Annotated in this window: 11 protein-coding genes and 1 pseudogene; 6 read left to right on the top strand and 6 right to left on the bottom strand. The window is 61.1% G+C overall.

Going from position 1 to position 13,001, the window contains the following annotated elements:
• Nucleotides 1-13 precede the first annotated feature (13 nt).
• Nucleotides 14-865, top strand: a complete 852-nt coding sequence (locus SB822_RS30705; RefSeq protein ID WP_410856289.1) for a hypothetical protein — start codon at nucleotides 14-16, stop codon at nucleotides 863-865.
• Nucleotides 866-1,067: 202 nt separating this feature from the next.
• On the opposite strand, the gene SB822_RS30700 is transcribed toward SB822_RS30705, so the two are convergent.
• From SB822_RS30700 to SB822_RS30685, 4 genes are read right to left on the bottom strand one after another with little or no spacing between them, the layout of a single operon-like run.
• On the bottom strand, nucleotides 1,068-1,430 hold the full coding sequence (locus SB822_RS30700) for a hypothetical protein (protein ID WP_410856288.1): 363 nt from the start codon (nucleotides 1,428-1,430) through the stop codon (nucleotides 1,068-1,070).
• Complete coding sequence (locus tag SB822_RS30695; RefSeq protein WP_410856287.1) at nucleotides 1,427-3,316, bottom strand: integrase; 1,890 nt, start codon at nucleotides 3,314-3,316, stop codon at nucleotides 1,427-1,429. The genes SB822_RS30700 and SB822_RS30695 overlap by 4 nt, the downstream gene beginning before the upstream one ends.
• Complete coding sequence (locus SB822_RS30690; protein WP_410856286.1) at nucleotides 3,313-5,193, bottom strand: integrase; 1,881 nt, start codon at nucleotides 5,191-5,193, stop codon at nucleotides 3,313-3,315. The genes SB822_RS30695 and SB822_RS30690 overlap by 4 nt, the downstream gene beginning before the upstream one ends.
• A complete protein-coding gene (locus tag SB822_RS30685) occupies nucleotides 5,190-6,638 on the bottom strand; it encodes a site-specific integrase (protein WP_410856285.1) in 1,449 nt (482 codons plus the stop codon). Before SB822_RS30685 ends, SB822_RS30690 begins: the two co-directional genes overlap by 4 nt.
• A gap of 142 nt (nucleotides 6,639-6,780) precedes the next feature.
• Here SB822_RS30685 and SB822_RS30680 point away from each other — a divergent pair, with 142 nt between their 5' ends.
• From SB822_RS30680 to SB822_RS30660, 5 genes are all read left to right on the top strand, one after another.
• Nucleotides 6,781-6,951, top strand: a complete 171-nt coding sequence (locus tag SB822_RS30680) for a hypothetical protein (protein WP_410856284.1) — start codon at nucleotides 6,781-6,783, stop codon at nucleotides 6,949-6,951.
• Between the two features lie 211 nt (nucleotides 6,952-7,162).
• Nucleotides 7,163-7,348, top strand: coding sequence for a hypothetical protein (locus SB822_RS30675; RefSeq protein WP_007736807.1), 186 nt, complete (start codon nucleotides 7,163-7,165; stop codon nucleotides 7,346-7,348).
• 798 nt (nucleotides 7,349-8,146) lie between these two features.
• Nucleotides 8,147-9,082, top strand: a complete 936-nt coding sequence (locus SB822_RS30670; protein ID WP_410856283.1) for a tyrosine-type recombinase/integrase — start codon at nucleotides 8,147-8,149, stop codon at nucleotides 9,080-9,082.
• Between the two features lie 479 nt (nucleotides 9,083-9,561).
• Nucleotides 9,562-10,083, top strand: coding sequence for a helix-turn-helix domain-containing protein (locus SB822_RS30665; protein ID WP_410856282.1), 522 nt, complete (start codon nucleotides 9,562-9,564; stop codon nucleotides 10,081-10,083).
• A 28-nt stretch (nucleotides 10,084-10,111) separates the two neighbouring features.
• Nucleotides 10,112-10,351, top strand: coding sequence for a hypothetical protein (locus SB822_RS30660; RefSeq protein WP_410856281.1), 240 nt, complete (start codon nucleotides 10,112-10,114; stop codon nucleotides 10,349-10,351).
• Nucleotides 10,352-10,708: 357 nt separating this feature from the next.
• Here SB822_RS30660 and SB822_RS30655 read toward each other — a convergent pair.
• Both SB822_RS30655 and SB822_RS30650 read right to left on the bottom strand, forming a co-directional pair.
• Nucleotides 10,709-12,555: pseudogene (locus SB822_RS30655) on the bottom strand (Tn3 family transposase); the annotation flags it as partial.
• Nucleotides 12,545-12,760: a hypothetical protein gene (locus tag SB822_RS30650; RefSeq protein ID WP_410856280.1), complete on the bottom strand. Its 216-nt coding sequence runs from the start codon at nucleotides 12,758-12,760 to the stop codon at nucleotides 12,545-12,547. The pseudogene SB822_RS30655 and the gene SB822_RS30650, both read right to left, overlap by 11 nt.
• Nucleotides 12,761-13,001: the final 241 nt, after the last annotated feature.

The raw sequence follows: 13,001 nt of genomic DNA, 5'->3' as shown, positions 1-13,001 counted from the left end.
GATGCAGCCGACCATGCAGCAGCTCGATATCTTCGCCGACAGCCGCGACGTGATGCTGCGCAATGACGTACTGGAGCAGCTGCAGCGGCGTAATGCGACGGCGGCACGCACGGCATTGGAACGGCTCGCCGGCGACTACCCGGACGACGGCGTGCTGCCCGCAATGACCGTGCTGGTCCGGGAACTCGAGAGTGAATCGACCGCGCCTTTGGTTGATCACGCAGCGCTGGACAGCGCCCGCCGTCACCTCGAGGACGAGGTGCTACCCGCAATCCGACGGACGCTCCCCGCGCAGGCGGTGCAGTCGTGGATTGCACCGTGCTGGCGATCGCTTGCCCGGCGGGCCGCGACCCTGGCCTTTCGCGGCAGCGATGCCGGCAGTCATGCCGCACCGCTATGGCTTCTGGCAGGCGACTGGCCGGCCGCGATCGAAGCGGTCGAGGGCATTGAATCGTGGTGGCGCATCCCGGCACCGCTCGCATGGATGACCGAGGCGCGCTACCGGACGGGGGGACTGGATGCCGCGTGGCCGCTACTCGCGGAGCTGGCGTGGCTGGCGCCGGCGCGGTTCGCGGCATTATTGCCCGTCCTTGGAGACGCTTCGCTTGACGCGCTGCGCCGGCGGTTCGATGCGGAATTTCCCGGCAGCGGCGAAGTCGACGATTTCGCGTGGTTCCCGGCGTTACGCGCAAGAGAAAAACAATGGACATCGCCCGGAGCCTTGAAAATACTGGGATCAGCTGTCTGCGAGGTGTCCATCAGATCAGCCGAAAAAGTGGACAGCACGACCGTCGGAGTGTCCATCTTTCGCAGCAAGTTCCGCATGGTTGGAAGCCCGATAAAGCCGGGCGTCCAACCATGCTAGAGCGTGTCAAACCACCGCGCATCAAGGGTTCACTTCGCCGGGCTTCGCCCGCCCTTGACCCGTTCAGCGGTCTCACAGAACCACGATCGAATTTGATGCGTCATTACGCGGGGTGAGCCGTACCGGGAATCTTCCCGAACATCAAATCGACGCAAGCGAAACAGCCCAAGCGCCCGTTTCGAGCGAAGACGTCCGCCTCGATCTAGCGCGGCTGCAAGGGCAGGACGCTACCGCCACGCAGCGCGGCCAGTTCTTTGCGCAGGCCGAACACCTGCCGCAGCAGTGCGAGCTCACGAGCCAGCGATTCGTCAAGCTGTGCCTGCAGATCCTTGGCGTCGCCCTTCGCGCGGTTCAGACGCTCGGTCAGTTCGAGCTTCGGGCGCCCGGTTACTGCGTTGGCCGCGTCGATCGCTTCGATCAGTTCAGCGAACTGCGGGCGCGACTTCTTGATGCTGCCCTTCTTGCGGCCCGCCTCGATCGCTACGGTGTCGTTGTTGATACGCGCATTCTTGCGCTTTTTCAGCCGTTCAAGGGCGGCGTAGTAGTCGGTCATGGCGCCGCTCATGCTGTCTCCGGTTTGATCAGGTTCTCTTGCGCGACAAGCAGCCGTTGCAGCGTCTGTGCTTCGATACGGTATTCGACGCTAGCCTCATCGACGGCGCGCAGCTTCTCGACCGTAGCCTGCTGCGCCTTGATCACGCGCTGAAGCTTTGACGGCACAACCACGAGGTTACGGCAGTCCGATTCAAGGCAATCCAGACGCATCCAGTCGAGCGGCGTCGACTTGCACTGTTCGACGCTGGCACAGCCGCCTAGCACTGTCTCGCGGTACGCCAGCTCGCCCTTCTCGAACATCCTGATCGTCTGCTCGCGCGAGTAGACCGACACAGGCGAGGCCTGCACGGCACGGCTCTGCGTCCACGCTGCATGCCCGCCGAATAGCCGCTCGTCAGAGAACAGCACCTGCTCGGCGTACGCAAGGTACTCGGACAGGCCCTGTGCCTCGGCCCATTCCTTCGCGAAGTGAGTCTTGTCGGTGTCAATGAAGCCTTTCGCGAATGCCGAGCCACGAGCGTAGTACATGCTCATCTCCTGCGTGATGTGCTGCAACTGACGCTTGAGCGTCGGCAGCGTTACGAGACCGCTGCGGTGCGCGTACAGCGCGAGCGTGCGGCGAAGCTGATGGCGCGTGAACGGCCACTGTTGCCCGGCCGCGTACTTCGGCTCGTCTTCCCAGGCGCGGTGCATGTCGACACGCTTCAGCTCAGCGATGTCCTCGACCGTGATCGTCGGGAAGACGCGCTCACGAAAAGCTTCGATATCGTCATGTACGTTACTCGCCGCCCGGTTTGCCACGTACCCATAACTCAGATTCAGACCCATCCGGCAGAACAGCAGGTGCGAACCGTCCGTCGATTCGGCGTAGCCTTGCGCGCCGTGTGCCCGGTGCGCCTCGCCCGACAGCCGTTGCGCGAGCCTGACGGCGCGAGCAGCGAGCGGACCGGTCACCCAGCATGCGCGCCTGGGACGCCCGCCCGACAGCTTGGTCGTGACGCCCTCGATGGTGTAGTGCGTCACGCCATCGAGACGGGTCTCGCTCAGGCAGTCGTACGGCAGGTTCTCCGCTTCCGCCGCGCGCATGCCGGTGAACGACACGATGACAAGCTGACATAGCGCGCTAATTGACGCGACAAGCGACGACACGACGTAACGGCGGTCCTTGCACCGGAAGTGCGCAGCAGCCCTTACCAGTGCCGCAGAGACGCCAGGACTCTCGCCAGCGTACCCGCGTGCGAGGTAGTCCGACAGAACGTCAGCGACGCCCTCAGCGATGCCGAGGTCATGCTGACAGGTCGACAGGAAGTGCTGGTAGATCCGCGTCGGGATGACAGGGTATTGCGAGTATCCAGCGTGTTGCGCCCAGCGTTCAAGCAGAGGCCTATGCAATTGGGCCAGCGGTACGCGCAGCCCTGTGGTCTCGACCCCCAGACGGTGAAGCTTCACCAGAATCGAATGAAGGCGTTGGGCCTTCGCCTCCATCCCGGCTTGCGCCGCATAGTCCAGAACAACGGCGACGTTGGACAGGCCCTCATAGAGCGTAAGCTGAAGTGCGGCGGCAAAGAACATGAACCCCCTCAGGTACATTGAACGAGCCCGAAGCGTGCCGGACGCCGGTACCGTATCGGTCGCTTCGTGCATCAGAAAGTACATGACCTGCTTCCATTGACGCGTAGTCGCTTCTGAAAGCGCGCGGCTCGCGCCGTCAGGCGAGTGACCCCTGAAATAGAGATGGGTGCTGCGTGGCCCAACCATGTATGCATGGATGTCCCAGGCGTCGTCACCAAACAGCGAAACAGTGTTCCCAGCCGTATCGTGCGTGACGACCGTATCGTCCTCTACCCGATACCAGTCGGGACGCTCAGCGATCGGCGCAATCAGCGTGTTGTTCATGCCACTCCCAATTCGAAAAGCTGGTTGAGCTTGGCCAACCAGAAAGCGTCCAGATTCCCTTCGATGTCAACGTCCTGCGCAATCTGATGGACCAACGCAGCGTCGCGCTTGCGCAGTTCATCCAGCAGGAAGTCAACGCGCCGCAGCACGGCACCGAACGAGCTGTCGTACTGCTCAATCGAGTCGGCACGTCCGCTCACGAGCCTGACGCAGTGACGACAGCTCAGCAGCTTGCGGATGTCGGCGACGTCAGCGTGTACGCGGTACTGGTCGCAGAAGAGACACCCTTCGGTCGAGCGGCAATCAGGCTGTACGGTGACCGATGCCGCGATTGGCGCAGGCTTGTTGAACTCGATGCAGACACCCACCGCACTCCTGATGCTGCCCGCCGGGTCGTTGCCGGGCTTGAGCACGGTCTTCTCCACCAAAGCGAGGAACGCGCCCATCTCTGCCTTGTGTGCGGCCTCCGTGCCGTTCGAGTATGAACGCAGTGCCGTGGCCAGCGAGTGCCCCATCAGCTTCGCTGCGACGATGGGGCCGTGGTTGCTCACCGCCCAATCCTGCTTCGCCGCGCGCCACTGACGTGCGTTAATTCGCGGCAGCACGATCCCGAGCTTGTTGAGCCGCGCGTAAAGCAGAGCCAGAAATTCGGTTGGGAGACCGATTGGCCGTCGTAGCTGTACCTGATTCCCGACTACGATGAATAACCCGTCGCAGTCTGCGTCCTGCACCAGATACTCGCGCAGCGCCAGATACGTCTTGAGCTTCGGCATGAAACCCAACGAGACGGTAAACGTGGCGTCCTTCCCGGCTGCACGGTACTTGACCTCACGAAACTTCTGACGTGCAACTGACGCATCCTGCAGGCTCGCGGCGAGCCCCGGGCTCCACTTCATGGCCAGCAGTTGCGCGAGGTTGATGCCTGTTTCGGCGAGAAACAGCGCGGCGAAACAGGAGACCGCTATCGAAGCGTGCGAGCGGCGGATCGGAGACTGCGCGTCCGCGTTCGCCGCCGCAAGATTTTTAGCCGTTAGCCTGGCGATGCTCCACGAACTCGTTCGAGGATTTTTAGCTCCTGCCCCAGCCATGCGCGTCGTGAGTTCTTCGCGAGTGCGCGGCTCTCCCGTCTCCAGATTCCAGCCAAGCAGGCCGCGCGAGTCGTCGCCTTTATTACGGCCAAATGGGTGCGGAACAAGGCAAAGATGCTCGCCTCGTGCCGTGGTCACGTGCAACGGGTACGGCTTGAAATCGAGTACGAGCGTGGTGATGCTGTTGAAGAGTGCGTCAGCCCATGCGAGCAGGGAGGCTTGTGCTTCGGCATCTGGCACAGCCGTTGGCACAGAAGCAGCCTCTTGGCTGCGCAGCACCCTCGCATCGGTACAGAAGTCGTCGTCTCTGAAGAGCTCACGTAGCATCGACAGCAGATTGCGCTGATAGCGGGCGACGGAATTGCGGTGCAGGCTGCCCAATGAGACCTGTTCGCGCTTCTCACGGAAGTAGCGATGAACCGCGTCCGCGGTAGCCTTCTCGTCACAGAGCACCTGATGCAAGCCCAGCCTGTCGGCCCAGTTGACGAAGTCAAGCACGACGCGCAGAGCACCGTAGACCGTCTTCGGACGCATCGCGCCAAGGGTCATACGCCCGGAAAGCTGCGCCACCAGCAGGCGTACGACCTTGGCCCGTTCGCTGCTGAAGCTTGTTTGGTCGAAAGTGCGTCGCGTGCGCTGCCGGCTCGACGTGTCACGCGTCAGGTAGCAGATCCGCCCGATATCGGAACTGCTGGCAAGGCCTTCCCACTTGAGCAACGCGCGTTCGGGGTGCAGCAGCGTTGTGCCCTCCGCGAGCGGCATGCACACTTCCTCATAAAGGCGGCTCATGCTGCCACCGCAGTGTCGAGGGCGCGCGTGACCAGTGCCGACAGGTGCGTGCCCCAGCCGTCCTGCACAGCGTCGAAGAGCTTGCGGTTCTCGCGGTAGCCGAGGTAAATCTCGGTCGTGGACGGCCGGGCGTGCCACATCAACTGCCGCAACTGATCGAGTGCCCGGGTGTACTTAGTCTCATTCGCTGTCATCGTGTCGACCATGTTCAGCCCGTAGGTCGCGCGCAGGTCGTGGAAGCTGAACTCGTACCTGGGGTTGCCGAGTTGTACGCGCATCATGGGCAACAGTTCGTCCCTGATGAACTGGCGTACGGCCTGCCCCGTCTTGAGGTGACGGCGTACGTGCGGGCCAGTGCTGACCGGGGCGCGCGACGCGCGGTCCTCGTAGAGCGGCGCACCGCGATGGCTCAGAAAGAGCGGCTGGTCGAAGTGATCGCCGCCGTCTGCCAGTTGGCGACGCTTGCGCGCACGATCGCTGTGCATATAGATGTACAGCCGCTCGTAGAGACCGCGCGGCAAATGCAACACGCCCTTGACACCGCCCTTCGTGTCGATGCCCGTACCTGGCCCGCAGGCGAGACGGATGTCGTCGCCGTGAAACCCGTCAGGCTTGTGCATCACGTGTTTCGCGCGCACGGTCAGTACCGTCTGGATGCGGGCGCCCGTCAACAGCGCGAACAGATGAACGAGCGTCATCTCGGTGTTGCCGAGTGCGGCTAACGATTCAATCAGCGCCGACTGCTCGGCAGAGGGGAGCGGGCGCAGGCGACCACCGTCCTGGATGTGATCGTCCCACGGGTCTTCTGCGCGCCGACCACTGATCGACAGGTCGGTGGTCTTGACCTCGATCACGCTGCTGAAGCCCTTCTGGTCCTTGAACTCGATGAACCGGTCAGATTCGACCCACGGCGCGTTCACGGGCTTGAAGCCTGCTTCGGTCATTAGCCAGCGATAGAAGCGCACGATAGTGCCCATACGACGCCTGGCGACGCTAGGAGACAGTTCGCCTGCCTGCACGGCCAGCTTGATCGAGGCGCTATAGCGGTAGGTCGGACGTTGCCGCTTGTTCACGGGGAACACCAGCCAGTCGATGCCCTCGTCATCCAGATAACGACGGAACGCCACCAGATCGTCTGCGATGCTGGCGAAGGTCAGCATGTTGGGCGACGACTTCGACTCCATCATATCGATGAGCCAGATGTTCGCCTCAGCCCACGGCGTGCCGTCCGCGAGTCGGACAACAGGGAAAAGTGGGAAGGTACCTGCGATCGACTGCGGACGGGAGTCGCGCCTCCTGCTGGTGCCCGGGTCTGCGAGCAGGACCGTGTGGTAGATGGCGCCGCCCTCGGGCGTGGTGATGCTGACCGGCGTCGCGCCGGGTGTGTCGCGGTCAACAACCTCGGTCAACGGCAGTTGCCGGATGGTGGTTCGTCTTGCTGTCATCGCCCAGATCCTCATGCTGTGTTCGAGTGGGCGGCCTCTTTAACACAGCCTGCGAGTATCATGGAATCGTTCTTGGCTTGCGCATACGGCCTGGCTGCTGCTGGTCAAGCCGGCGCTCGCAGGCAGACTGCGTGGGGCGCGCGTGCAGCGCGACCAGTCGGCGTCGCGTGCGTGTGCCCTGCTGGGCGAGATCCTGCGCCGGGAGCATGAAGGCAACCAGCACGAACTGGTGGGCCTGCGTCAGGAGTTAAGCCGGCTGCATGAAGGCCTGTTTGATGCCTATATGGCGACACGGAAAGTGCAGCATCGATGATGCATGACGATCGCGGCAGCAGATCGTGGCGGACGTCGTCGTATTGGGCGAGTCAGGCGTGTCGGGCGAACGATGAGGTTGAAGGCGCGGTAGTACCGGGAGGGACAAGCTCGCGAAGCCTGTTCCCTGACGTCAACGAAACCCGACCCGATGCGTTATGCCAGTGGACGACGCAATGAATCGTCGCCTTACCCGCCACTGGAGACTTTCAATGAAGACGCTTGCTGCCGCTTTGATCACATCGCTGTTTGCTACTGTCGCGTTCGCCCAGGCTTCCGCACCTGCGGCGACCGCACCGGCAGCCACCGCTCCGGCTACGACGCCGGCGCCGGCACACAAGACGACGAAGCACGTGCACAAGGTGAGTCACCACGCGACGCACAAGAAGGCGGCGTAATCATCCACGGCCTCGGCGTGAAGTATCAGAACCCTGCTGCGGCAGGGTTTTTTCGCATTGAGCGATCGGTCCTGAATCTGGTAGTCGTTCGTAGACTTACCTCGTCAAGGTGTTCGCGGCTGGATTGGTTTCACTCAAACAACGCTGCCTTATGCGAACGCGAGCACCTTGTCGCCAAGGCATTCGCGGCCGGCCCGTGGGCGGGGCCGTCGGGGGTGGCAAGCTCGCGCCTGTCCACTCAGAATCCCGCAAAAACGCTGCCTTATGCGAGCGCGAGTGCTTTGGCTCTTCTCGTTTTGCGTCGCGCGTCAAATGCGCGCCCTGTTCAGATCGCGATAGTGAAATTTGCGTGACGAAAGGCGTCAAGCGGTCCACAACACTGGTCGTCCAGCCTATTGCGCAAGGGTGACACCACGCTACCTCCCACTGTCTCCGAAAAATTCAGCTGAAGGTGGACCGCTCGAGTCCTGGATGCTTTCTGTCTGCGGCCCTCTGGATCAGAAGGGGCCAAAGGGTATACGTCAGGCGTGCTGACGGGCGGGTCGTCGGCCATTGCTGACATTGAGCCGCGATGCGTTCTATGTCCGCAATGGGGCGGACTGCCGACGGTGCCGGCGCCGAGCAGCCGGGCGGCAGCTATCTGCGTCGTGAATTCACACTCCCGACCCTCAGCCTTCTTTCGAGCGAGCACGACCTCAACGCCCGCTCTCCAGGGGGCAATGGTCATTTCCGCTCGCGAATCGTCAAGTCGGTCATTAAGCATGGGGACGAGACCAACTCCGTGCTGGCCTCGACCCGATGGTCGAAAAGAAGCGCGTGGCCGAAGCCAGGATCGTCGAGCAGGAAAGGAAGTCGGCGGAGGCGCGAACCGTCGCGGACGCAATCAACGAGTACAGCGAAAAGGTCTCGCCGAACAAGGGCGGGGCACGATGGGAGAAGGTAAGGCTTGAGCTATTTCCGCGGGATTTCCCGCAGTTGGGTGCCATGCCGCTATCGCAATTTGCCACCCCACACGTCGCCCAGTGGCGGGACGCCCGTCTTAAAGGCTACATCAGGCCGGACGGCACCAAGGCGAAGGCCATCGCTGGGGCGTCGGTAAATCGCGAGATCAACCTGATCCGCAACGTGTTCACGATCGCTCGGGAAGAATGGCACTGGATGGAGCACAACCCGTTTAAGGGCCTGCGAATGCCCCCAGATGGGGTGGCGCGAACGCGTCGGATTGATCCGTGGAAGGAAGTGCGGCCGATCGTCCGATGGCTCGGTTATCGGGCTGGCCATGCGCCCGAGACCAAACAGCAGGAGGTGGCGCTCGCGTTTCTGGTGGCATTGCGGACCGCCATGCGTGCCGGTGAGATATTGGCGCTGGGCAAAGGCAGTATGGATCTCCGGAAGCGCGTCGTCACGATCAAACACAAGGTGCAGTACCTGACCGGGCGGCCGCGGGAGATTCCTCTGACCCGTTCGGCGGCCCGGCTGCTTCGGTCGGTCGCCGATCATGAGCGCTGCTTCACGGTGACGTCGGCTTCGCTCGACGCTTTGTTCCGTAAGGCCAAGGGCGCGCTGTGTATCGAAGATCTGCATTTCCACGACAGTCGCGGTGAGGCGCTGACCAGACTGTCGCGCAAGGTCGACGTAATGACGCTCGCGAAGATCAGCGGCCACAAGGATCTGCGGCTGTTGCAGGAGCACTACTACCGGGAGACTTCCGAGCAGATTGCCGCGCGACTCTGATGGGTGGTTGAGAGGCTGTCAACTCAAACATGTAAATCAAGGTAGTATTTCGCGCTGGCGACTGCGAGGCGGTCAAAGATACTTGAAGCGGGGCATAGATCCGTGCATGAGCAAACGAAATAATCAAAAACGGCTGAAAAAGCCGTCGTACACCGCTGACACCCCAGCGCCGACCCCAGAGGTAAAAGGGCCGCCTTGGAATTGGTATTGTTTCAACGATCATAGGGGAGACGATGTCATCGACGATTGGCACAAAAAGCTTTCCGCGCATGCCAGAGGCAGATTTTCTCGCTCCCGCGATCAGTTGCGAGATCAGCCTCGGCAGAACTGGAGCAAACCCCAACCCGCGAGTAATGTGGGCGATCACATATATGTGATACGATTCACGGACGAAACTCGAATGCAGCACCGCGTCTTTGGTCATTTCCACGACGCGAAAGCTGCTTTTGTGATGACACTTACGGGTTACGAGAAAGACGATGTCTACTATCCAAACAATTATCGAACGGAAGGCGCAAACAGGAAGTCAGTATGTGACGATGACTTCGCCAACCGTGCCCGCGTATGCTTTGGTTCTGCTGGAAACCAAGCCGGAACTGACTCCGCACGAAAAGACCCCAAAACAGGCGCTTCAAGCGCGCCCGGAATGGGCGGAGCGGGAGTTCCGCGAGGCATATATGAGCGCCTCCATTGAGGAAGGTCTCGCCTGGCAGATACGAGCGAACAGAGAGGGTCGTCATTTGACCCAGAAACAACTGGGCGAATCGATCGGTACGACCCAGACGGGGATTCATCGATTTGAAGACCCTGAATACGGAAAGCACTCGATCGATACGCTGGTAAAGATCGCGCATGCATTCGATTGCGCCCTGTCTGTGCGCTTCGTACCGTACTCACAACTCGCTGTTGAAAGCGAGGACCTTAGTCCAGAGGCACTTTATGCAACGCCCTACGAAGTTGAAGCCAAACTCTTCGGTACCGCGCCACACAGCGCCGAGTGAGAACAATCAGGCGCAGCAAACCCCAATTATGTATTTCGATGCCATGACCCAGTTGGGTATTGGTGCGTTTGTTTCGCGGCTCACTCTTGGTTTGCAGGATGGTTCGAATACACAGGTGATCCCATCGGTAACCCTTGTCATGCCGACTTCCACCCTTCATCTATTGGCGCGAGAAATCGTAAAAGCTCTCGACAATCCTGAGCATCGTACGCGAATGAGGGCGGCCTTCGAGCAGTATGATTCGGACTTCCCGCCATCAGGCTCTTGACGTCTAATGAATACCGCCTTCGGGCGGTTTTTTATTTGTCGCTACCGGCCCTCAGCCTGCTATCTCGGCGCCAGCGATTGAATCGTACGATTGCCCTGTAACCGGCGAACCACACGGCCACCATGCCAATGCCAACGCTGGGCCCCAATGGATGGCATCCACGTCCACAGTAAGAGTGGCCGCCGCGGGCAAAGGCCTCATTGGAGGAACATACGACCAACAGGAGCGTTGGACATACCTTATTCATTTAGGCTATTTCTGCCCATCCCCCGAAATCTGAAAATCCTCCACACGCCCCGTCGGATAAGGTTTCCAAGTACAGTGGGATGGCGCATTGGTGATCCTGATGGCTGGATTTCAGCCTTCCTCGTCGCTTTCTTCGGCTGCCGCTCGCAACATGCGGGCCCAGTACTCGGGATCGGCATAACGGAAAGCGAGCGCGTCGATGTCGACAGGCGTGGTCGCGGCACCGAAATCCATGGCACCGAACAGGTTGACGTGCCGCCACGCGACCGGCGACATCCCGGCGATAAATGTCATCGCGGCCTCGTCGGCCATTGCGCGCTTCTGCTCGTGAACGCGCGAGAGTAAGGCCGTGTTGTAATGAATGATGGCATTGGCGATCAGGCGCGCGCACTCGTTCCACAATTGCTGCTCGGCCTCGGTGTGCACGCGCAGCTTGCCGCCGTTGACGAAGGCGACCGCGCGGCGCAGCCGGTGGTACGCCTCGCCACGGTTGAGCGCCTTCTGTATCGACTGGCGCAGGCCGACATCGTTGATGAACTGCAGGATGTGGCGTGTACGGCAGAGGTTATCGAGTTCCCACAGCGCCTTTTTCGCCTGGTTCTGACGGTTGTAGCTCGAGAGCTTGCGCACTATGGTGGCCTGCGAGACCTGCTTCTGCCCGAGCGAGGCCATGATCCGCTGGACGGCGGGCCATTCACGGATGATCAGCTCGTCATTGGATTTGCGCGAGGGTTTGACGAGCCACTTGCCGTAGTGACCCGGTGCATGACGGCCAACGAGGCCGGCGAGTTTCCTGTGGAAGTCGCGATAACGCGGCGCGAACTGATAGCCGAATGCATACAGGGTCCAGTAGTTCACCTGGTTGGTGCCGTGCGTGTCGGTGGAATGCAGCTGCGGGCGGATGTCGGAGGTGTTGTTGTAGAGGAGATCGAACACGTAATGGCTCTCGTGTTCGTGAGCGCCGAAGACGGTCAGGTTGAACGGTACGTGTTGGCTACGGCGGTGTTGGCGCTGATACCTTTGTCGAGGCCGAAGTACTTGGGCGAATGGCGTGCCTGGAAGGTGTCGAACTGGGTTTCGAAGCGCTGGCCGTCACTGCTTGAATGAATCTGGTCGCCGATGTTGAAGAGGTGAAAGGCTGACAGCTCCGCAGTCGCGTTGCTGATCGCGTCATTGGCCGAGTGTGCTGTTTCGATGCGAAGATAGTTGCGCGCGCAGCTCACAAGCGAGGCATAACCTAGCCCCGAGATTTCGGCCATCTTGCGCAGACCCATGTTGGTGCCCATCGCGATGATGCATGCGAGGAGTTCGCGTGGATCGGCCTCGTGCTTGACATACCGGTCAAGCACATGCGTGAATGCCTTGAGAAATCCGGTGCGACTGGCGACAAACCAGAGCAGCCGCGCAATGTCGATGCTGGGAGTCTGCCCGTAGAAGGCGTGATTGACGTTTTCGTCGGGCTCCGGATAGAGCAAGTTCAGGTGCGGCTTACCGCCCCGGTGCCGCACCTTGATGCGGGGATCGTCACCTTCGTCGATGTGGTGGTTCACGCGCTCGAGGAGGCATTCGATTTCATCGTGCAGCCCAGCAAGCGTTTGTTCGATGTGCGCGAACAAGACTGGCAGTTTGAGCTCCGTGAGAATGGCGTCCTTGTGCTGCCAGCGCGCATCGCTTATCAGGTCGTCTTCGAAACGGCGAAACTCGTTGCTGTCGTGACAGAAGACGTCGCCTGCCTCGAGTGCGTTGCGTACCAGCCGGTAAACGAGAAACTCGAAGCGATCCACATCAAGCCGCTTCGGCTCCCCCGGTCCGGGGTGATAGAGATGGGGCTTGAGCGTCTTCGGGATGAACGCCGTCGGAAAAGAGGATGGACTGAGCTGTCGAAGTGGCGTGCCGCTGCGTAGGCACTCCTGCAGAAAGGCGACGGCTTCGAGCAACGGCGAATCTTCAATGCGACCGTTCAGTTTTCGGGGGATGGGCAAAAATAGCCAGGTTCGCAAAGCCGGGATCGTCCTCCTTGCCGCCGAACTCCAGGTCTTCCAGGCCAGACAGCAGGGCGTGAACCCGCTGATGGTCGCCGGTCAACGCCGCGCGCACGTGCGACGCAAAGCTCGAATGCGCCGCGTCGGTGACGACGGCCAGATGCTCCAGGGCTTCATCCACTCGTTGCTGCGTCGACTTGCTCTTGTCTCGTAGAACGGCTTTGGCCTTGAGCGCCTGCTGCCTATCGTCCGCGGCCGAACGCGTGTGCGTCGACTGGGCCTTTTTGGCCGCACGCCGGACCAGATCCTGGCTGACCTCTTGTTGGTGTCGTTGGATGGCCCAGGTGACCGCAATGAGGCCAGGCGATCAGCCGCAAACCGCGCTGATAAAGGGTTCGCGGGCTAACCGTATCAAACTGCAG

The organism is Paraburkholderia sp. SIMBA_054, assembly GCF_046534875.1.
In the GTDB taxonomy this organism is placed as follows: Bacteria; Pseudomonadota; Gammaproteobacteria; order Burkholderiales; family Burkholderiaceae; genus Paraburkholderia; species Paraburkholderia hospita.
The sequence above is the reverse complement of the archived record's forward strand: the minus strand, read 5'-3'. Positions and strand labels throughout refer to the sequence as shown.

Bases quoted from the DNA above. Each gene is read 5' to 3' on its own strand.
- SB822_RS30705 (WP_410856289.1), top strand. From the start codon at position 14: ATGCAGCAGCTCGATATCTTCGCCGACAGCCGCGACGTGATGCTGCGC.
- SB822_RS30700 (WP_410856288.1), bottom strand. From the start codon at position 1,430: ATGAGCGGCGCCATGACCGACTACTACGCCGCCCTTGAACGGCTGAAA.
- SB822_RS30695 (WP_410856287.1), bottom strand. From the start codon at position 3,316: ATGAACAACACGCTGATTGCGCCGATCGCTGAGCGTCCCGACTGGTAT.
- SB822_RS30690 (WP_410856286.1), bottom strand. From the start codon at position 5,193: ATGAGCCGCCTTTATGAGGAAGTGTGCATGCCGCTCGCGGAGGGCACA.
- SB822_RS30685 (WP_410856285.1), bottom strand. From the start codon at position 6,638: ATGACAGCAAGACGAACCACCATCCGGCAACTGCCGTTGACCGAGGTT.
- SB822_RS30675 (WP_007736807.1), top strand. From the start codon at position 7,163: ATGAAGACGCTTGCTGCCGCTTTGATCACATCGCTGTTTGCTACTGTC.
- SB822_RS30670 (WP_410856283.1), top strand. From the start codon at position 8,147: ATGGTCGAAAAGAAGCGCGTGGCCGAAGCCAGGATCGTCGAGCAGGAA.
- SB822_RS30665 (WP_410856282.1), top strand. From the start codon at position 9,562: ATGTCTACTATCCAAACAATTATCGAACGGAAGGCGCAAACAGGAAGT.
- SB822_RS30660 (WP_410856281.1), top strand. From the start codon at position 10,112: ATGTATTTCGATGCCATGACCCAGTTGGGTATTGGTGCGTTTGTTTCG.